We start from the raw sequence: 19,452 nt of genomic DNA on the forward strand, positions 1-19,452 counted from the left end.
CCGGGGGGCCGGGGGGCCGCCGGGGGGGGGGGGGGGGCCGGGCCCCCCGGGGGGGGCGGGGGGGGGGGTGGGGGCCCCCCCCCCCCCCCGGGGGGGGGGGGGGGGCGGGGGGGGGCGCGCCCCCCCGCCCCTCGTCCGTGGGGGATCAGGCAGGGGTTACTTCGGGGGCATCAGGACCGTGTCGACGATGTAGACCGTCGCGTTGGCGGTCGGGACGTTGCCGCAGACCACCTTCGAGGCGTCGTTCACGGTGTACTCGGTGCCCGAGCCGGCCGTCGTCAGCTTGCTCTTCTCCAGCGTGTCGAAGGAGCCCTTCTCCAGCTGGTTCGGGGCCAGCTTCTCGCCCACCACGTGGTAGGTGAGGACCTTGGTGAGCTCGGCCTTGTCCGCCAGCAGCGCGTCCAGGTCGGCCTTCGGGATCTTCGCGAAGGCGTCGTTGGTCGGGGCGAACACCGTGATGTTCTCGGCGTTGTTGAGCGTGTCGACCAGGCCGGCCTGCTTCACGGCGGTCACCAGCGTCGACAGCTCCTCGTTGTTCGAGGCGGCCGTGGCGACCGGGTCCTTCGCCATGCCGTCGAACGAGCCCGCGCCTTCCTTCGGCACCGACGAACAGGCCGGACCGAACGGCCCGTCCATGGCCGCCGGGTCATCGGCCGAGGGGCTCGCCGGAGCGGACGCGCTGGGCGTCGAGCCTGCCGCCGAGTCCTTGGAGGAGTCGTCCGACGAGCAGGCCGTCAGCGTCAGCGGCAGCACGGCTGCTGCGGACACGGCTACGGCTGCGCGGCGGAAGAGGAGCGTGTTCATGGCGTTCTCCTGGATCGAAGGTATTGATGGTGTTGGGCGAAGAGGGGGGGGAAGGGAGCTCCCGGGGGAGCTGGTGGCGCGCAGTGGTGGTGGGCGTTCGGGCGCCCCGCGGTCCGTCTCCCCAGCCGCGGGAGACGGACCCGGCGCCGGGGCGAGCCGTCCGACCGGGAGTGACAGCACTCCCGCGGCTCCTGCGGCACCACGGCCGGCGGCGGTGAACCGCCCGGACGGCTCCCCGGCCGTCCCGGCGGCGTCGCATCCCCGGCCGCACCGCGGACCGGAACCACCGACGGGCGCATCGCCGCCGCCCCGCCCAGGACGCCGCAGGGACCGGCGTCGGCCGGATCCGTACGGCGTACCGGGGCGACGCGACGGCGCACCCCGCATCCGGCGGCCGGGCCGCCGGGCGCGGTGATCGTGGCACGCGCCGAGCGGGACCGCCGGGGCAGGAGTGCCCCGTCCATCCGCGCATCGTTCCGGTCTGTTCTCACACAAGGGGTTCGGCGCCGCCGGGCCGGCGGATTGGTCCGAAGCCCTTATTCACTCGTTCGGAGCAGAGTCGGTGATCGACCAATCCTTTCGGCCACCGGCCACGAATGGAGGGTGAGGAGCGCTCCAGCAGCGCTCCGACCAGCGTGGAAGGACCGGAGGGAGCCGGAATGGCAGGGGAACGGCGGCGGACGGCCGTGGTGGGAGGCGGAGTGGCGGGACTGACCTCCGCCCACGTTCTCCGGGACGCTCATGAGGTGACGCTGTACGAAGCGGACGACCGCGTCGGAGGCCATGCCCACACCCACGATCTGGGCGCGTCCGACGGCCGGGTGCACCGCGTCGACTCCGGGTTCATCGTGCACAACCGGCGGACCTACCCCCACCTGCTGCGGCTCTTCGACGAACTCGGCGTCGCCACGCAGGAGTCCGAGATGTCGATGTCCGTACGGTGCGAGGGGTGCGGCCTCGAGTACGCGGGTGCCCGCGGGCCCGCAGGGCTCTTCGCCCGGCCGGGGGCCGTCGTGCGCGGACGCTATCTGCGGATGCTCGCCGAGGTGCCGCGCTTCCACCGCGCGGCCCGGGCCCTGCTGGCGCTGCCGGAGAGCGGTGCGAGCGGGATGACGCTGGGGGAGTTCGCCCGGCGCGGACGCTTCTCGCCGTACTTCCACGCCCACTTCCTCACCCCCATGGTCTCCGCCGTCTGGTCCTGCGACCCGGTCACCGCCCTGCGCTACCCGGCCCGCTATCTGTTCCGCTTCCTCGACCACCACGGCATGCTCGCCGTCGGGGGCTCGCCGGTCTGGCGCACCGTCACCGGCGGCTCGCGCAGTTACGTCGACCGCGTCGTCAAGCAGCTCACCGCCGTGCACACCGCGACCCCGGTGCGCGCCATCACCCGGCACGCGGACGGCGTCGACGTCACCACCGAGGACGGCACGACCACCCCGTACGACTCCGTCGTCATCGCCACCCACCCCGACCAGGCGCTGCGGCTGCTCGCCGACCCGACCGACGCCGAGCGCGGCACGCTCGGCGCGTTCCGCTACTCCCGCAACCCGACCCTGCTGCACACGGACACCGCCCTGCTGCCGCGCGCCCGGGGCGCCAGGGCCTCCTGGAACTACCTGATGCCCTCGTGCGCCGCCGACGCCGACCACGTCACCGTCAGCTACGACATGAACCGGCTCCAGCGGCTCGACGCGCCCGAGAGGTTCGTGGTCACGCTGAACGGCTCCGACCGGGTCGACCCGGCCTCCGTACGCGCCCGCATGGTCTACGAACACCCCGTCTACACCCCGGAGTCGGTCGCCGCCCAGGCCCGGCTGCCCGCCCTGTCCGGTCCCGTCACCGCCTACGCGGGGGCCTACCACGGCTGGGGATTCCACGAGGACGGCTGCCGTTCGGGGGTCGAGGCCGCGGCGGCCCTGGGGGTGGCCTGGTGAGCGCTCTCTACCCGTGCACCATCACGCACGTACGGACCCGGCCCACGAAGTACGCGTTCCGGCACCGCACCTATCTGTGGCTGATCGACCCCGACCGGCCGCCCCGGCTGCCGCGCGCCCTGCGGCCGCTGGCCCGGTTCGACGCCCGCGACCACTTCGGCGGCACCGCCCCCACCATCCGGGCCGGACTGGAGCGCTTCCTGCGGGCCCGGGGCGTCGAACTCGGCGACGACGGCACCGTCACCATGCTCACGCAGGCCCGGGTGTTCGGGTACGTCTTCAACCCGATCACCGTCTACTGGTGCCACCGCGCCGACGGCAGCCCCCTCTGCGTCGTCGCCGAGGTGCACAACACGTACGGCGGACGGCACGGCTATCTGCTGCGGCCGGACGGGAATGACCGTGCCGTGACCGGCAAGGAGTTCTACGTCTCGCCGTTCTTCCCCGTGGACGGCGGCTACCGGATGCGGCTGCCCGAGCCCGGGGCCCGCCTCGACCTGAGCATCCATCTGGAGCGCGACGGACGGCGTCCGTTCACCGCGACCGTACGCGGTGGGCGCCGGGCGGCGACCCCTCGTGAGCTGGTGCGCCTCGCGCTGCGCCACCCCCTCTCCACCGTCCTCGTCTCCGCCGCGATCCGCCTGCACGGCATCCGGCTGTACCTGCGCGGGCTCCCCGTGCAGCCCCGTCCCCCGCACCGCCCACAGGAAGGCATGCAGTGACCGCTCCCCCCTCGGCGCTGCCGGCGGAACACACCCCCGGGACCGACCCGGAACGCTGGCCCGACATCGTCACCCTGCCCCGGGCATCCCGCGCCCGGACCGCCGTCGCCGAACGCATCGTCCGCCATGCGCTCGCCCGGCTCCCGCTGCGTGCCCGGCTCGCTGGCCAGGACGACATCGGCCTCGGCGGGCCGCTCATGGACATCCGCGACCCCGACGCCTTCTTCCGGCGGATCGGTGCGAGCGGGCTCATCGGCTTCGGCGAGTCCTACATGGCCGGGGAGTGGGAGGCGCCCGACCTCGTCGGCGTGCTGACCGTGCTCGCCGACAACGCCGCCGACCTCGTCCCCCGGTCGCTGCAACGCCTGCGCTCCATCTGGGCGTTGCGCAGGCCCGCCGCGCAGCTGAACACCCCCGAAGGCTCCCGGGACAACATCAGCCACCACTACGACCTGTCCAACGAGCTCTTCGCCCTCTTCCTCGACGAGACGCTCTCCTACTCCTCCGCCGTCTTCCGCGGCTTCCCCGCCGAGCACGACCTGCTGCCCGCCGCCCAGCACCGCAAGATCGACCGGCTGCTGGACGCGGCCGGGGTCGGCGAGGGCACCCGCCTCCTGGAGATCGGCACCGGCTGGGGCGAACTGGCCATCCGCGCGGCCGCCCGCGGCGCCCGGGTCACCACCGTCACCCTCTCCGCCGAACAGCGCGAACTGGCCCGCAGCCGCATCCGCGAGGCCGGCCTCGCGGACCGCGTCGAGGTACGGCTGAGCGACTACCGCCAGGTCACCGGCGACTACGACGCCATCGTCAGCGTCGAGATGGTCGAGGCGGTCGGCGAGGAGTTCTGGCCCGTCTACTTCGAGACCCTGGACCGGCTGCTGGCCCCCGGCGGCCGGATCGCCCTCCAGGCCATCACCATGCCCGATGCCCGACTGCGCGCCAGCCGCTCCACGTACACCTGGATCCAGAAGTACATCTTCCCCGGCGGACTGCTGCCCTCCACCGAGGCCGTGGAGCGGATCACCACCGGCCACACCCGCCTGCGCACCACCCAGCGCATCCGCTTCGGCGCGCACTACGCCGAGACGCTCCGGCTGTGGCGGGAGAGGTTCACCGAACGGGCCGCCGAGGTCGACGCCCTCGGCTTTGACGCCGTCTTCCGCCGGATGTGGACCTTCTATCTCGCCTACTCCGAAGCGGGGTTCCGCTCCGGCTATCTCGATGTGCAGCAACTGCTGCTGACCCGCGAGGAGACCGCGTGACCACGACCGCAGCCAAGCCCCCCGCCCGGCGCACCCCGACCGGGGCGGCCCAGCGCGTCGAACCGCTGATCGATCGGTTCCTCGGCGGCGCACTGCCGGTCCGGGTACGGATGTGGGACGGCAGCGAGACCGGGCCCCGCGACGCCCCCACCGTCCATGTGCGGACCCGCAGAGCCCTGCGCCGCCTGCTGTGGGAGCCGGGCGAACTCGGCCTCGCCGAGGCCTACATCACCGGCGACATCGACCTGGACGCCGACCTCGGCGACGGGCTGCGCGCCATGCGCCGCGCCGCGCGCGAACGCGGTCTCACCGCGCCCGCGCCCGCCCTCGCCGACCGCGTCAAGGCGGCCGGCCTCGCCCTGCGGCTCGGTGCGGTCGGCCCCCGGCCGCCGGTCCCGGCAGCCCGCGCCGGACTGCGCGGGGCCCTCCACAGCAAGGCCCGTGACCGGGCGGCGATCAGCCACCACTACGACCTGTCCAACGTCTTCTACGGGCTGCTCCTCGACACGACGATGGCGTACTCCTGCGGCTACTGGACCAGCGACGCCCCCGCCTACGGCCCGGCCGACGCCCAGCGCGACAAGCTGGAGCTGATCTGCCGCAAACTCGGACTGCGGCCCGGCGCACGGCTGCTGGACATCGGCTGCGGCTGGGGTTCGCTGACCCTGTACGCGGCCGAGCGCCACGGCGTCCGCGTCACCGCCGTCACCCTCGCCGCCGAACAGGCCGCGTACGTGACCGAACAGGTCGCGGCACGCGGGCTCGGCGACCTCGTCGAGGTGCTGAACATCGACTACCGGGACATCGCGGAGCGGCCCGGGACCCGGGGCGCGTACGACGCGGTGTCCACCATCGAGATGGGCGAGCACGTCGGCGACGCCGAGTACCCGGCGTTCACCGCGATCCTGCACGACGTGCTCCGGCCGCGCGGCCGGGCCATGGTCCAGCAGATGTCCCGGGGGACCACCGCCCCGGGCGGCGGCGCGTTCATCGAGTCCTACATCGCCCCCGACATGCACATGCGGCCGCTCGGCGACACCGTCGCCCTGCTGGAGGGCGCCGGTCTGGAGGTCCGCGACGTCGAGTCCCTGCGCGAGCACTACGTCCTGACGGTGGAGGCCTGGCGGCGGACGCTGGAGGAGCGCTGGGCGGAGTTCGTCGCCCTGGTCGGGGAGGAGACCGCGCGGGTCTGGCGGCTCTATCTCGTCGGCGGCGCGCTCGCGTTCGAGGAACGGCGGATGGGCGTCGACCAGATCCTCTCCGTACGGCCCGACCCGGCCGGTTCCGCCGCCATGCCGGCCACCCGGCGGGACTGGTACGCACCGGAGGCCCCGGGAGCGGGCCGGTGAGCGGCTTCGCCTGGGCCGCGTTCGCGAACGGACTCGCGGGCGCGGCCGTCGCCGCCCTCGGCGTCATGCTCGTCACCTTCGCCGTCGCCCTGAACAAGGGCGTGCACCGGATCGTCGACATCGCCTGGGGCCTCGGCTTCGCCGCCGTCGCCCTGGTCTCCTACGGCCTCTCGGCGGGCGTAGGCGACGACGGCCGCCGGCTCCTGGTCACCGCGCTGACGGTGATCTGGGGGGTGCGCCTCGCCGTCCACATCGGGCGGCGCGGCCGGGGTCACGGCGAGGACCCGCGCTACGCGAAGATGCTGGCCAGGGCCCCCGGCAACCCCCAGCTGTACGCCCTGCGCAAGGTGTATCTGCTCCAGGGCGCGCTGGTCTGGCTCGTCTCGCTGCCGGTGCAGGCCGCCCAGTACCTCACCGCGCCGCTCGCCTGGTGGGCCTGGGCGGGGGTGCTCCTGTGGGCGGTCGGGCTCGCCTTCGAGGCCATCGGTGACGCCCAGCTGGCCCGGTTCAAGGCCGACCCCGCCAACCAGGGGAAGATCATGGACCGGGGGCTGTGGTCCTGGACCCGCCATCCGAACTACTTCGGCGACTTCTGCGTCTGGTGGGGCCTGTTCCTCTTCGTCTGCCAGGCGCCCACCGCCGCTGCCGCCACCGTCGTCGCCCCGCTGGTGATGAGCTTCCTGCTCACCAAGGGCAGTGGCGCGGCCCTGCTGGAGCGTCATATGGCCGACCGGCCCGGCTTCGCCGCGTACGTGGCGCGGACGAGCGGCTTCTTTCCCAGGCCGCCGCGCCGGGCCTGAGCACCCGGAAGGGCCCGTTCCGAGCAGCTGCCGGAACGGGCCCTGTTCTGGTACGCGTACGTCAGTCCAGGCCGCGCGCGCGTTCGAAGCGGGCCCGCGCCTCGGCCAGGTCCACCACCGGGTCCGGGTAGTCCACGCCCGCCCGGTCCAGGCCCTCCAGCTTCCAGGGTTCGTGGATCGCGGCCCCCTCCACCTCCGCGAGCTCCGGCACCCAGCGCCGCACGTAATCGCCCCGCGGATCGAAGCGCTTGCCCTGGATCACCGGGTTGAGCACCCGGTTGGGCCGGGTGTCCGTGCCGGTGCCCGCCACCCACTGCCAGTTGAGCTGGTTGTTCGCCAGGTCGCCGTCGACCAGCAGGTCCAGGAAGTGCCGGGCGCCCACCCGCCAGTCCACGTACAGCGTCTTGGTGAGGAAGCTCGCGGCCAGCATCCGGCCCCGGTTGTGCATCCAGCCCTCGTGCGCGAGCTGCCGCATCGCCGCGTCCACCAGCGGATAGCCCGTCCGCCCGGACTTCCAGGCGTCGATCTCGTCCGCGTCGGAGCGCCAGCGGTCGTGGCGCGGCCGGTAGTCGGACCAGGAGGCGTCCGGCCGGTCCGCGAGGACCTGGTGGTGGAAGTCGCGCCAGGCCAACTGCCGCACGAACGCCTCGCCGCCGGGCCCGCCCTTCTCCCGTGCGCGGTGGACCAGTTCGGCGGCGGAGACCGTACCGAAGTGCAGATGCGGGGAGAGCCTCGACGTCGCGTCGCCGGCCAGATCGTCGTGACCGTCCTCGTAGTCGGCCATCGGCCCGTTCAGCCAGGACGTCACCAGCTTGCGGCCCGCGCCCTCGCCGCCCCGGGCCAGACCGGGGGAGAGGTTCTCGACCGTGTCGCGGTCCGGGAGCGGGTCGCCCGTCACCCCGTCCGGCACCCGGACCGTACGCGGAGCGGTCAGTGTGCCCCGTACTCCCTCCGCCTCCCAACGGCGGAAGTACGGGGTGAACACCGCGAAGTGGTCCTTGCCTCCCGTCGGGACCACCCGGCCCGGAGCGAGCGCGGTGACCACCGCGTCATGGATGCGCAGCTCGCGGCCGGTGCCCGCCAGGGCCTGACGGATCCGCTCCTCGCGCCGCGCCGCGTACCCGCTGACCCCGGCGGCGATGTGCACGGAGGCCGCCCCGGACTCCTCGGCCACCCGTTTCACCTCGCGGGCCGTCCCGCCCCGGCGGACGACCAGCCGGCCGCCCCGGTGGCGGAGTCCGGCGTCCAGCTCCGCCAGGCAGTCGGCGAGGAACGCCAGCCGGTTGGGCGCGTCGAACCCGGCGCGATGGACGGCGTCGTCCCGCACGAAGAGCGGGACGACCTCGTCCGCGTCCCGCAGGGCGGCACGCAGCACCGGGTTGTCGTGGACGCGCAGGTCGGAGGTGAACAGCACCACCGCGACACTCATGGAACGGGTGCTCCCTTGCAGGACGTCGTGCGTGAGCGGTCAGGAGGTGGGGAAGTCCATGAGCGCCACCGGCGAGGAGGTCGGCTCGGCGGATCCGCCGGCCGGCTCGACCGTGATGCCCATCCCGGACGCCCGGTCCACCGGCCCGTCCAGCAGGACCGTGTCGTCGCTCGCCTTCGGGTCCATCAGACCGGCCGGGCGCATCGTGCCGTCGTCGTTGAACCAGAGCTGGTAGACCTTGCCGCCCGGCGGCCGTTCCATCCCCGAGGCCAGGAACACCGCACGGTTCTGGCTCTGCGAGACGACGACGGCACCGTGCGCGCCGCCGGTCAGCTCACTCGACGCGGTCTTCGCGTCCGGGGCCGAGAGCACCTGGGCCAGCTGTTCGTTCTGCCGCTGCGCCTGGTTCGCCTCCTGCCGCGCGTCCTGCGCCACCTGGTTCTGCCAGGCCGCGACCCCGCCGAACGAGGCGGCCGCCGCGATGGAGGCGGCGAGCCCGAAGGCGTACCACCGGCCGGTCCGTCCGCCCCCGCCGGTCCGCTCGCGTCTGCCGGGCGCCGGAGTCTCCTGGCGTACGGTCGTGATCTCTTGCAGCACCCTCTCGCGCAGCTCGCGCGGAGGGGTCTCGGCGACGGCCAGGCCGAGCCGGGCGGCGGTCGCCGACAGCTCCACCACCTCCTGGGTACACGCCTCGCAGTCCTCCAGATGACGCTCGAACGCCTGCCGTTCGGACTCCGGCAGCGCATGCAGGGCATAGGCCCCGGTCAGCGTGTGCAGTTCGGCCGTGCTCATGCGCTCACCCCCAGGCAGTCGCGCAGCCGGATGAGGCCGTCGCGGAGTCGTGTCTTGATGGTGCCCAGCGGCACGGCGAGGAGTTCGGAAACCTCACGGTAGGTCAGGCCCCGGTAGTAGGCCAGCGTCACCGACTCCCGCTGCAGCTCGGACAGGGTGCGCATACAGCGCCGTACCTGTTCTCTCTCCAGCCGGGTCTCGACCTGTTCGGACACCTCGTCGAAGGCGGGCGTCCGGTCCAGCAGCGCCGCCTTGTGCTCCCGGGCGGCCGAGGCCTCCGCCGAGCGGACCCGGTCGACGGCCCGGTGGTGGGCCAGGGTCAGCACCCAGTTCATCGCACTGCCCCGGGAGGCCTGGAAACGGGGCGCGGTGCGCCACACCTCCACCAGGACCTCCTGCGCCACCTCCTCCGACTGCGCCGGATCGCGGAGCACGCTGCGCACCAGGCCGAGCACGGGCCCGCTCACCGCGTCGTACACCGAGGCGAACGAGTCGCGGTCGCCCCGCGCGACCCGCACCAGGAGCTCCTGGAGATCGGGACCGGGCGAGGGGACCCCACTGATGTGTACGGCTTCCTTCACGCGGTTTTCCTCCCGGGACGATCGTCGCTTCCGGGAGTGATTCGGAGCGGACTGCCGTGCGGATTGGTCGGGTGCGGGCGATCTTTTCAGATCAGGCCCCGGAAGGACGCGCGGAACGGCTCGCGGGCGTTTCGAGTCCCCGCACCCACGGTCCGCGGACGGCCGTGCGGCTCCGTCGGAGGAAGGCGCTCGGGGAGGCGCTGCGGAAGGTGCTCCGGAGGTCTGAGGTCCGGTCGACGCGCGGACCCCGCCCGCCGCGTTGTGCGGCGGACGGGGTCCGATGGTCTGCTCGCCGGCAGGGGCTACGCGGAGGCCGCGCCGCTCTCCTGCTCGCGCTCCACCTGCTCGTTCCACTCGCGCTTCACGGCGCGCCAGGCGTCGTCGTTCTGGCCGAGACGCCAGTAGCCCGAGATCGACAGCCGGTCCAGCGGGATCTGCCGCTCCACCCGCAGATACCGGCGGATCTCCTTCACGAAGCCCGCCTCCCCGTGCACGAACGCCTGGATCTCGCCCTCGGGAAAGTCCAGCCCCTTCACGGCGGCGGTCAGCAGCTCGCCGACGGGCCGGTCGCCGCGGTGCAGCCAGGTCACGGCCACCCCGTCGGGCGTCACGATCTTCTGCTCCTCCGAGGCGTCCGACACCTCGACGAAGGCGTGCACCAGCGCGCCCGACGGCATCTGCTCCAGCGCCGCCGCGATGGCCGGCAGCGCGCTCTCGTCGCCGACCAGCAGGTGCCAGTCCGCCGACGCCTCCGGGCCGTAGCCGCCGCCGGGGCCGAGGAAGGTCACCTGCTCGCCCACCCGCGCCCGCTGCGCCCACGGTCCCGCGAGGCCCGCGTCGCCGTGCACGACGAAGTCGACGGCCATCTCCCGGGCGACCGGGTCCCACGAACGCACCGTGTACGTACGGGTGGTGGGCCACAGCTCGCGCGGGTGGGTCTCCCGGATGGCGGCGATGTCGAACGGGTGCGCGTAGTCCGCGCCCTCGGGCGCGAAGCACAGCTTGATGTAGTGGTCGGTGAAGCCGGAGAGGGTGAAGTCCGCGAGCCCTTCACCGCCGAGGACCACCCGCACCATGTGCGGGGTGATCTGCTCGGTGCGCACGACCTGCGCCCCCTGGGCCTTGGGTCCCTGCCGGGCCGGCCGCTCTGCCACGAGGTACTCCCTGCTGTTCGCGTGCTCAGCTGTTTGCGTGCTTAAAACTTAGGCACACCTAAGTTAACACCTCAGTGCTGAAGGACGGTCAGAAGTCGCTGAAGTGCTCCGCCCAGCCCCCACTGCTCCGCCAGCGCCTCCAGCGCGGCCGGGTCGTGCGGCTCGCGCGGCAGCGTCGCGTCGAAGTCCGGCAGGGGGACGTCCCCGGCCACCCGGACCACCTTCGGCGCGACGGCCACATAGGCGCGCGACTCGTCCAGCCGCTTGCGCTGCGACGGGGTCAGCTTCGCCTTCGGGTCGTCCACCGCCGCCATGATCCCGTCGAGATCGCCGTACGCGTCCAGCAGCTTCGCCGCCGTCTTCTCGCCGATGCCGGGGACGCCCGGGAGCCCGTCGCTCGGGTCGCCGCGGAGGAGCGCCAGGTCGACGTAGCCCGCGCCGTCCACGCCGTACTTCTCGCGCAGCCACGCCTCGTCGGTCATCTGGAGGGTGCCGACGCCCTTGAGCGGGTAGAGCACGCGCACCTGACGGGCGTCGTCGACCAGCTGATACAGATCGCGGTCACCGGTGACGATGTCCACCGGGCCCTTCGCCCGCGCCGTGAGGGTGCCGATGATGTCGTCCGCCTCGTACGGCGTGACGCCGACGCGGGCGATCCCGAGCACCGCCAGCACGTCCTCGATGATCGGGACCTGCGGGGACAGCGTGTCGGGGATCTCCTCCTCGTCCGTCTGTCCGGCGGGCGTCTCCTCGGCGACCCGGTGCGCCTTGTACGTCGGGATCAGGTCGACCCGCCACTGCGGGCGCCAGTCGTTGTCCCAGCAGGCGACCAGATCGTCCGGCCGGTGGTCGTGCACCAGGCGGCCGATGAAGTCGAGGAGTCCGCGCACGGCGTTCACGGGCGTCCCGTCCGGCGCGCGCACCGAGTCGGGCACGCCGAAGTAGGCGCGGAAGTACAGGGAAGCGGTGTCGAGGAGCATCAGGCGTCGCGTCACAGACCCGATGATGCCCCACCGCACCCACAGTCGCTCCGGGTAACCGCTTGCTGTCCCTCCGTCGCAGGTCGGTGACCTGGGTCACTGTCGCGTTTGGGTTGTGTAAGCGTGGGAAGGCGCGCCACCGGAGCAAACCACGTCGCACTTTCAACTAGTGCATGTGCCACGCGGACAGAGCCCGCATTGCTCCACGGTCTGCCGGAGGGGGTGGCAGACCGTTTTTCGGTTCAACGCGTGAGGTGTATGTGTCCAGGCTGCAAGCCGAACACTTGTACAAAGTCTTCGGCAGACGACCCGACGAAGCCGTGCGGAAGCTCGAGAGCGGCACCGACCGCGACGAGTTGCGCGCCGACGGCACGACCGCAGCGGTGATCGACGCCTCGTTCACCGTGGAACCGGGCCAGATCTTTGTCGTCATGGGGTTGTCCGGCTCGGGCAAGTCCACCCTGCTGCGCATGCTGAACGGTCTGCTCGAGCCGACCGCCGGCCGCGTGCTCTTCGACGGCCAGGACCTCACCGCCCTGAGCCCCCGCGACCTGCGGCACGTCCGCTCCACCAAGATCAGCATGGTGTTCCAGCACTTCGCGCTCTTCCCCCACCGGAGCGTCCTGGAGAACGCCGCGTACGGCCTGGAGGTCCAGGGCGTGTCGCGTGAGGCGCGCGAGGTGCGCGCCGCCGAGGCGCTGCGGCTCACCGGCCTCGAGGGCTGGGAGAAGTCCTGGCCCGACGAGCTGTCCGGCGGTATGCAGCAGCGCGTGGGCCTCGCCCGCGCCCTGGCCACCGACGCCGACCTGCTGCTCATGGACGAGTCCTTCAGCGCGCTCGACCCGCTGATCCGCCGTGACATGCAGGACCAGCTCCTGGAGCTCCAGAAGCGGCTGAAGAAGACCATCGTCTTCATCACCCACGACCTCAACGAGGCCATGCGCCTGGGCGACCGGATCGCCGTGATGCGCGACGGAGAGATCGTCCAGCTCGGCACCGCCGAGGACATCCTCGTCACCCCGGCCAACGACTACGTCGCCTCCTTCACCCAGGACGTCGACCGCTCGCGGGTGCTCACCGCGGGCGCGATCATGGCCGAGCCGCACACCGTGATGGGCACCAAGGCGGCGGACGGCAAGGAACTGCGCACCCCGCAGGACGTCCTCGCCGCGGCCCCCGCCACGGTCCCGGAGTCCACGCCGATCATCGACCTGTTCACGCCCTGCTCGCAGAGCGCGAACCCGGTCGCCGTGACCGACGCCAAGGGCAAGCTCGTCGGCGTCGTCCCCAGCTCCCGGCTGCTCGCCGTCCTCGGCGAGCCGATGGCCCCGGCCGAGGCCCCCCGCGACGCCGAGCCCGCAGCCGCGGACGGCGTGAAGAAGGTGGCACGTGTTTAGGCTCCCCCTCGGCGAATGGGTCGACTCCGCGGTCGACTGGCTGCAGACCCACCTCGCCTGGCTCTTCGACGCCATCAGCTCCATCGTCAGCGGCATGTTCGACGGCATAGCCGCCGTCCTGTCCGCCCCCGCGCCGCTGCTGTTCGCGGGCATCGTCGCCGTCATCGCCTGGTGGCTGCGCGGCCTGCCCGCCGCCCTGCTCACCTTCGTCGGGTTCGCCCTCATCGACGCCGTCGAGCTGTGGGACGAGGCGATGGACACCCTCACCCTGGTGCTCGTCGCGACGCTCGTCACCCTGGTCATCGCCGTGCCGCTGGGCATCTGGGCCTCCCGGTCCCGGACGGTCAGCGCGATCACCCGGCCGGTCCTGGACTTCATGCAGACGATGCCCGCCATGGTCTACCTGATCCCCGGTGTCATCTTCTTCGGCGTCGGCGTGGTCCCCGGCATCATCGCCACCATCATCTTCGCGCTGCCCCCGGGCGTCCGGATGACCGAACTCGGCATCCGCCAGGTCGACGGCGAACTCGTCGAGGCGGCCGAGGCCTTCGGCACCACCTCGCGCAACACCCTGCTGCGCGTCCAACTGCCGCTCGCCCTGCCCACGATCATGGCCGGAATCAACCAGGTCATCATGCTCGGCCTGTCCATGGTCGTCATCGCGGGCATGGTCGGCGGCGGCGGCCTCGGCGGCTCCGTCTACCGCGCCATCGGCAACGTCGACGTCGGCCTCGGCTTCGAGGCGGGCATCTCCATCGTCATCCTCGCCATGTACCTGGACCGGATGACCGGCGCGCTCGGCACCGAGGTCTCCCCGCTGGGCCGCCGCGCGGTCGCCAAGGCCCAGGCCATGGCCGACGGCTGGAAGATCTGGACCTACCGCCCGCAGCCCCGCATCGCGGCCGTCGGCATCATCGTCCTCGCGCTCGTCGCGGGCAGCATGAGCGTCTTCGGCGGCGGCTCCAAGGACGACACCGCCGACAAGGCCACGCTGATCGGCGACGGCAAGAAGGTCAGCATCGGCTACATCCCGTGGGACGAGGGCATCGCCTCCACCTTCCTCTGGAAGGAGATGCTGGAGCAGCGCGGCTTCGAGGTCGACGTCAAGCAGTACGAGGCCGGCGCCCTGTACACCGGCATGGCCAACGGGCAGATCGACTTCCAGACCGACTCCTGGCTGCCGGTCACCCACGCCAGCTACTGGAAGAAGTACAAGGACCGCCTGGAGGACCTCGGCGCGTGGTACGCCCCGACCTCCCTGGAGCTCGCCGTCCCCGCGTACATGAAGGACGTCCAGTCGATGGACGACCTCAAGGGCCGGGCATCCGAGTTCAAGGGCCGGATCGTCGGCATCGAGCCGAGCGCCGGCGAGATGGGCCTGCTCAAGGACAAGCTGCTGCCGGGCTACGGCCTGGACAAGGAGTACAAGCTCATCGACGGCTCCACGCCGTCCATGCTGGCCGAGCTGAAGCGCGCGTACGCCAAGAAGGAACCGATCGTCGTTCCGCTCTGGTCGCCGCACTGGGCGTACAACGAGTACGACCTCACCAAGCTCAAGGACCCCAAGAAGCTCTGGGGTGAGGGCGACGGCGTCCACACCCTGGCGCGCAAGGGCTTCTCCACCGAGAACCCCGTGGTCAGCAAGTGGCTGAAGAACTTCAAGATGACCGAGGACCAGCTCACCAGCCTGGAAGCCGAGATCCAGAAGTCCGGCTCCGGCAAGGAGCAGGAAGCCGTCCGCACCTGGCTGAAGGCCAACCCGGGCGTCGCCGACAAGTGGTCCCCCGTCCCGAAGGACGCCGAGGCCGCCGACGGCAAGGACGAGCGTGACCGCGCGCTTGAGGTCGCCTGGTTCCCGTGGGAGGAGGACATCGCCGCCACGTACCTGTGGAAGGCGGTCCTGGAGGAGCGCGGCTACAAGATCAACCTCAAGCAGTTCGAGGTGGGTCCCATGTACGCGGCGATGTCGCGCGGCCAGATCGACGTGCAGTTCGACGGCTGGCTGCCGTACACCCAGAAGAATTACTGGGACAAGTACGGCGACAAGCTGACCGACATCGGCTCCTGGTACGGGCCGACCTCCATCGAGGTCGCCGTCCCCGACTACGTCAAGGACGTCAAGACCCTCGACGACCTCAAGGGCAAGGGCTCCGACTTCAAGGGCCGGATCGTCGGCATCGAGCCGGGCACCGCCACCATGGAGAACCTCAAGAAGAACGTCCTGCCGCAGTACGGCCTGGACAAGGAGTACAAGGTTCTCGACTCCTCCACGCCCGGCATGCTCTCCGAGCTGAAGCGCGCGTACGCCAAGAAGGAGCCCATCGCGGTCCTGCTGTGGACCCCGCACTGGGCGTACAACGAGTACGGCATGACCAAGCTGAAGGACCCGAAGAAGGCGTTCGGTGAGGGCGACCGGCTGCATACCATCGCCTCCAAGGAGTTCCCGAAGCAGTACCCGCAGCTGACGAAGTGGTTCAAGGACTTCAAGCTCACCGAGAAGCAGCTCGGCGGACTGGAGAACGAGATCCAGAAGCGCGGCGTGGGGCACGAGGAGGAAGCCGTGAAGGCCTGGATGGACGACAACCCGGGCATCGCGGACACCATGGCGCCCCAGCAGTAGGTCCCACGGGGACGAAAGCACAGGTCGAAAGGGGTGGCCCCGCCTTCGGGCGGGGCCACCCCTTCCGGCTGCCCGGAGGTCGTTTACCGGACGTCGTGCGCAACCATGTGCGTAAGGTGCTGGCAACCGGGAGGATGGCGGGGGCGGGAGGGAGCTGGGACATGGACGACAAGGACACACCGAGGGTGGGCGCCGCCGTCCGGCGACGGCGCAGAACCCTGGGGCTCACGCTGGCCGCGGTCGCCTCGCGCAGCGGCCTCTCCGTGCCCTTCCTCAGCCAGATCGAGAACGAGCGCGCCCGCCCCAGCGCCCGTTCCCTCGACCGGGTCGCCGAGGCGCTGGAGACCACCACCGGACGGCTGCGGGCCGCCGCCGACTCCGCGCGCGCCGTGGACGTCGTCCGGGCCGAGGAGGGCGAGGGCGTACGCCGGCTGGTGCGCGGCCGCCATCAGCTCAGCGCCCTGGAGTTCACCGGCGAACCGGACCTCGGGCGCGAGTTCCAGCACCGCAACGACGAACTGATGTACGTCGTCGCGGGCGCCGTCGACGTCGAGGCCGAGGGCCAGGTGCACCGGCTGGAACACGGCGACACCCTGTTCCTCTCCGGCGGGGTCCGCCACCGCTGGCGCGCCACCGTGCCCGGCACCCGCCTCCTGGTCGTCGCGGTGGCCGAACACATCGACGCCACCTTCGACTCGCGCCGCTGAGCCGTTCGCCCCCGTCCCGAAAGGCGTCCCGTGCGCGTCGTCTCCCTGGTCCCCTCGCTCACCGAGGCCGTCGCCGTGACCGCACCCGGGCTGCTCGTCGGCGTCACCGACTGGTGCACGCACCCGGCAGACCTCACCGCCGCCCGGATCGGCGGCACGAAGAACCCGGACGTGGCCGCGATCACCGCCCTCGCCCCCGACCTCGTGATCGCCAACGAGGAGGAGAACCGGGCCCCCGACCTCGACGCGCTCCGGGCCGCCGGGCTCGACGTCCTGGTCACCGAGGTCCGCACCCTGGACCAGGCGTTCGCCGAACTGCACCGGGTCCTCGTCGACGGCTGCGGGCTCGCCCGGCCCGCCTGGCTGGACGAGGCCGCAGCCGCCTGGGCCACCCTGCCCCCGCCCCCGGAGAACCCCCGCCCCGCCGCCGTACCGATCTGGCGCAGGCCCTGGATGGTGCTGGGCCACGACACCTTCGCCGGCGACCTCCTCGCCCGCCTCGGCATCCGCAACGTGTACGCGGACCACGCCGAGCGCTACCCGCGCATCCCGCTCGACGAGCTGAACGCCTCCGGGGCCGAGCTGATCGTGCTGCCCGACGAGCCCTACCGCTTCACCGCCGACGACGGGCCCGAGGCCTTCCCCGCCCTGCCCGCCGCACGCGTCGACGGGCGGCTGCTCACCTGGTACGGGCCGTCGCTGACCGAGGCGGCACGGGCGCTGCCGTCAGCGCTCCGCTGAACACCCCGAGCGCCGTCCGCGCCCCGGCCGCCGCCCACGCCACCACCAGGAACACGTACAGCGCCACCGCCAGCCAGGTCAGCGCGTCCAGACCGGTGTGCCGCGCCAGACCCGCCGCGCCCGTCACACACGTACCGACGGGGAAGGTGAACGCCCACCACGTCATCGCGAACCCCATCCCGTTCCGCGCGGCCCGCACCACCATCGCGGCCGCCAGCGCCAGCCACAGCAGCGCGAAGCCCATCACCGGCACCCCGTACAGCACGGCGAACGCGCCGAACGCGGAGGCGTAAGGGGCCCCGACCGCGCCCGGGGCCACATCGGCCAGCTGGTTCACGGCGGTCGTCGACTGCCCGAGCGGCCCCAGTACGAGAAACAGCGTCGGGGTCAGAGCGAGCGGCAGCGGACCGTGGTGGACCAGCCGGGAGAAGACCAGCGGCAGCACGACCAGCGTGGCCAGCAACGACAGACCGAACATCGCGTAGCAGGCCAGCAGCAGCGCCTCACGCCCCTGCCCGGCCGACACATGCGGCACCAGCAGCGCGCCCTGCGAGGCCGACACCATCGGCGCGACCAGCGGCAGCAGCCAGACCGGCGACGCGGACCCGGGCGCCGGGCGGTGGCGTACGACCATCAGATACGGCACCACGACCGCGGCCACCAGAGCGATCGCCGTACCCGCCACGAACAGCACCACGTCGACCGCGAGGGCCGCCCGCACGCCCACCACGTCCGCACCCACCGTCAGGGTGGCCCCGCCGACGGCCATCAGCGCCATCGACAGACAGCCGTAGAACGGGGCGATCGTCGGGTCCAGGAGATGGGCGCGCGCCTGGTCGCGGTGGCAGAGCCAGTGCCCGGCCCGGGCGGTGAGCACGGCCAGGAGCAGCACGGCCGACAGCGCCCACACGACGGTGCAGGCGGCGCGCAGACCGGGAACGTCCACCGGGAGCAACGCGCCGGCGCTCGCGACGATCGCGGTGCCCATGACGCTCGCGTACCAGTTCGGGCCGATGTGCCGCAGGGACGGCAGCCGCCGTACGCCCGGCCGGTCGTCCGCCCTCCGCGGGGGAAGGGCGGCGGGAAGGGGCGGTACGGGGGTCCGGGTCTGCGGAAAGATGGCCATGCCACGATTCTTCGCGGCGGGGCCCCCGCCCACCAGGGACCCCGTCCCTATGAGGTCATAAGCTGGCTTGATGACCGGCGACGACGCACACGCACCCCACATCCCGCTCTCCCACCGGGTCCCCGACCTCGGGGCGCTGGAACTGCTGCTCGCCGTCGCCCGGCACGGCAGTCTCGGGCGGGCCGCCAAGGACGTCGGCATCACCCAGCCCGCCGCCTCCAGCCGCGTCCGGTCCATGGAACGGCAGCTCGGCGTCGCCCTGCTGGACCGCTCCCCGCGCGGCTCCCGGCTCACCGACGCCGGCGCCCTGGTCACCGACTGGGCGCGCCGGGTCGTCGAGGCGGCCGAGGCCTTCGACGCGGGCGCCCAGGCGCTGCGCGACCGCCGCGACTCCCGGCTGCGGGTCGCCGCCAGCATGACGATCGCCGAATACCTGCTGCCGGGCTGGCTGATCGCCCTGCGCGGCGAGCGGCCGGACACCGCGGTCTCGCTCCTCGTCGGCAACTCCGCGGCCGTCGCCCGCCGCCTGGTCACCGGCGAGGCCGACCTCGGCTTCGTCGAGGGCCTGTCGATACCGGAGGGCCTCGACGGCACCGTCATCGCCCACGACCGCCTCGTCGTCGTGGTCGCCCCCAGCCACCCGTGGGCCCGCCGCCGCACCCCGTTGCTGCCCGGCGAACTCGCCGCCACCCCGCTGATCCTGCGCGAACACGGCTCGGGCACCCGCCAGGTCCTGGACGCCGCGCTCGCCGTGCACGGCGGACTGGCCCAGCCCCTGCTGGAACTCTCCTCCACCACGGCGGTCAAGGGCGCGGCGGAGAGCGGCGCGGGCCCCTGCGTCCTGAGCGAACTGGCCCTGGGCGAGGAGCTGTCGTCCCGCCGCCTGGTCAAGGTCCCCGTCGCGGGCGTACGGCTGCGCCGCCAGTTGCGCGCCGTCTGGCCCGGGGGACACCGCCCCACAGGGCCGGCCCGCGACCTGCTGTCCCTGACCGGCCGGGACGCCTGATCAGGAGAAGGCCGGGAACCCCCGCGACCGTGTCGGAGCCGGACTCTA

Annotated in this window: 17 protein-coding genes; 10 read left to right on the forward strand and 7 right to left on the reverse strand. The window is 72.4% G+C overall.

The window, feature by feature from the left end:
• Positions 1 to 156: 156 nt before the first annotated feature.
• Positions 157 to 804, reverse strand: coding sequence for a fasciclin domain-containing protein (locus ACIQPT_RS29225; protein ID WP_401160135.1), 648 nt, complete (start codon positions 802 to 804; stop codon positions 157 to 159).
• 659 nt (positions 805 to 1,463) lie between these two features.
• On the opposite strand from ACIQPT_RS29225, the gene ACIQPT_RS29230 reads away from it, so the two are divergent.
• The 5 genes from ACIQPT_RS29230 to ACIQPT_RS29250 are packed head-to-tail and all read left to right on the forward strand — an operon-like array spanning position 1,464 to position 6,871.
• Positions 1,464 to 2,738 carry an NAD(P)/FAD-dependent oxidoreductase gene (locus ACIQPT_RS29230; RefSeq protein ID WP_401160137.1) on the forward strand — a complete coding sequence of 425 codons (1,275 nt, stop codon included), beginning with the start codon at positions 1,464 to 1,466 and terminating at the stop codon, positions 2,736 to 2,738.
• On the forward strand, positions 2,735 to 3,460 hold the full coding sequence (locus tag ACIQPT_RS29235) for a DUF1365 domain-containing protein (protein WP_401160138.1): 726 nt from the start codon (positions 2,735 to 2,737) through the stop codon (positions 3,458 to 3,460). Before ACIQPT_RS29230 ends, ACIQPT_RS29235 begins: the two co-directional genes overlap by 4 nt.
• On the forward strand, positions 3,457 to 4,722 hold the full coding sequence (locus ACIQPT_RS29240; RefSeq protein ID WP_401160140.1) for a class I SAM-dependent methyltransferase: 1,266 nt from the start codon (positions 3,457 to 3,459) through the stop codon (positions 4,720 to 4,722). Before ACIQPT_RS29235 ends, ACIQPT_RS29240 begins: the two co-directional genes overlap by 4 nt.
• Positions 4,719 to 6,071, forward strand: coding sequence for a class I SAM-dependent methyltransferase (locus tag ACIQPT_RS29245; protein WP_401160142.1), 1,353 nt, complete (start codon positions 4,719 to 4,721; stop codon positions 6,069 to 6,071). Before ACIQPT_RS29240 ends, ACIQPT_RS29245 begins: the two co-directional genes overlap by 4 nt.
• Complete coding sequence (locus tag ACIQPT_RS29250; RefSeq protein ID WP_401160144.1) at positions 6,068 to 6,871, forward strand: DUF1295 domain-containing protein; 804 nt, start codon at positions 6,068 to 6,070, stop codon at positions 6,869 to 6,871. The genes ACIQPT_RS29245 and ACIQPT_RS29250 overlap by 4 nt, the downstream gene beginning before the upstream one ends.
• Before the next feature lie 61 nt (positions 6,872 to 6,932).
• Here the strand turns inward: ACIQPT_RS29250 and ACIQPT_RS29255 are convergent, their stop codons facing one another.
• The 5 genes from ACIQPT_RS29255 to ACIQPT_RS29275 all read right to left on the reverse strand — a co-directional run bounded on the left by ACIQPT_RS29255 (position 6,933) and on the right by ACIQPT_RS29275 (position 11,807).
• Positions 6,933 to 8,300: a cryptochrome/photolyase family protein gene (locus ACIQPT_RS29255; protein WP_401160145.1), complete on the reverse strand. Its 1,368-nt coding sequence runs from the start codon at positions 8,298 to 8,300 to the stop codon at positions 6,933 to 6,935.
• Positions 8,301 to 8,339: 39 nt separating this feature from the next.
• Entirely contained in the window at positions 8,340 to 9,092 is a 753-nt protein-coding gene (locus tag ACIQPT_RS29260; RefSeq protein WP_401160147.1) for an anti-sigma factor domain-containing protein, read from the reverse strand.
• Positions 9,089 to 9,673 carry a sigma-70 family RNA polymerase sigma factor gene (locus ACIQPT_RS29265; RefSeq protein WP_401160148.1) on the reverse strand — a complete coding sequence of 195 codons (585 nt, stop codon included), beginning with the start codon at positions 9,671 to 9,673 and terminating at the stop codon, positions 9,089 to 9,091. Before ACIQPT_RS29265 ends, ACIQPT_RS29260 begins: the two co-directional genes overlap by 4 nt.
• Before the next feature lie 302 nt (positions 9,674 to 9,975).
• Positions 9,976 to 10,827: a siderophore-interacting protein gene (locus tag ACIQPT_RS29270; RefSeq protein WP_401160150.1), complete on the reverse strand. Its 852-nt coding sequence runs from the start codon at positions 10,825 to 10,827 to the stop codon at positions 9,976 to 9,978.
• 71 nt (positions 10,828 to 10,898) lie between these two features.
• A complete protein-coding gene (locus ACIQPT_RS29275; RefSeq protein ID WP_401160337.1) occupies positions 10,899 to 11,807 on the reverse strand; it encodes a 5'-3' exonuclease H3TH domain-containing protein in 909 nt (302 codons plus the stop codon).
• A gap of 320 nt (positions 11,808 to 12,127) precedes the next feature.
• Between ACIQPT_RS29275 and ACIQPT_RS29280 the strand changes: the two genes are divergently transcribed.
• The 4 genes from ACIQPT_RS29280 (at position 12,128) to ACIQPT_RS29295 (ending at position 17,272) form a co-directional block, all read left to right on the forward strand.
• Positions 12,128 to 13,204: a glycine betaine/L-proline ABC transporter ATP-binding protein gene (locus tag ACIQPT_RS29280; protein ID WP_401160152.1), complete on the forward strand. Its 1,077-nt coding sequence runs from the start codon at positions 12,128 to 12,130 to the stop codon at positions 13,202 to 13,204.
• A complete protein-coding gene (locus ACIQPT_RS29285) occupies positions 13,197 to 15,824 on the forward strand; it encodes an ABC transporter permease/substrate binding protein (RefSeq protein ID WP_401160154.1) in 2,628 nt (875 codons plus the stop codon). Before ACIQPT_RS29280 ends, ACIQPT_RS29285 begins: the two co-directional genes overlap by 8 nt.
• Before the next feature lie 161 nt (positions 15,825 to 15,985).
• Positions 15,986 to 16,531: a helix-turn-helix domain-containing protein gene (locus tag ACIQPT_RS29290; RefSeq protein WP_401160156.1), complete on the forward strand. Its 546-nt coding sequence runs from the start codon at positions 15,986 to 15,988 to the stop codon at positions 16,529 to 16,531.
• A gap of 30 nt (positions 16,532 to 16,561) precedes the next feature.
• A complete protein-coding gene (locus ACIQPT_RS29295; protein ID WP_401160158.1) occupies positions 16,562 to 17,272 on the forward strand; it encodes a helical backbone metal receptor in 711 nt (236 codons plus the stop codon).
• Here ACIQPT_RS29295 and ACIQPT_RS29300 read toward each other — a convergent pair.
• The gene (locus tag ACIQPT_RS29300) at positions 17,211 to 18,398 is read right to left on the reverse strand and encodes a TDT family transporter (protein ID WP_401160159.1); all 1,188 of its coding nucleotides are present in this window, start codon (positions 18,396 to 18,398) and stop codon (positions 17,211 to 17,213) included. The genes ACIQPT_RS29295 and ACIQPT_RS29300 overlap by 62 nt on opposite strands.
• 70 nt (positions 18,399 to 18,468) lie before the next feature.
• Between ACIQPT_RS29300 and ACIQPT_RS29305 the strand changes: the two genes are divergently transcribed.
• A complete protein-coding gene (locus tag ACIQPT_RS29305) occupies positions 18,469 to 19,404 on the forward strand; it encodes a LysR family transcriptional regulator (RefSeq protein WP_401160161.1) in 936 nt (311 codons plus the stop codon).
• Positions 19,405 to 19,452: the final 48 nt, after the last annotated feature.

It is taken from the genome of Streptomyces sp. NPDC091289, from assembly GCF_044757365.1.
Lineage (GTDB): Bacteria > Actinomycetota > Actinomycetes > Streptomycetales > Streptomycetaceae > Streptomyces.